Origin of the sequence: Streptococcus pseudopneumoniae, assembly GCF_001074975.1 — a bacterium.
Taxonomy (GTDB): domain Bacteria; phylum Bacillota; class Bacilli; order Lactobacillales; family Streptococcaceae; genus Streptococcus; species Streptococcus pseudopneumoniae_D.
Genome location: NZ_JUUO01000059.1, coordinates 1 through 268, shown reverse-complemented (window position 1 = coordinate 268; position 268 = coordinate 1). Strand labels below are relative to the sequence as shown.

The following is a 268-nucleotide window of genomic DNA, read 5'->3' as shown; positions in this document are numbered from 1 at the left end:
CGCGCTCGTTGAGGCACTTTGGCTAGCGCTTGTCGACGCTGACTTAGATGCACTTGTTGAGGCGCTTTGGCTCGCACTTGTCGATGCTGACTTAGATGCGCTTGTTGAGGCGCTTTGGCTCGCACTTGTTGACGCCGACTTAGATGCACTTGTTGAGGCGCTTTGGCTCGCACTTGTTGACGCCGACTTAGATGCACTTGTTGAGGCACTTTGGCTGGCACTTGTCGATGCTGACTTAGACGCACTTGTTGAAGCACTTTGGCTAGCG

Annotated in this window: 1 protein-coding gene; it reads right to left on the bottom strand. The window is 54.1% G+C overall.

Features of this window, described 5'->3' with window-relative positions; genetic code table 11:
• The coding region (locus tag ADI86_RS12420; protein WP_414717519.1) for a hypothetical protein at positions 1-268 on the bottom strand (268 nt) is incomplete at both ends.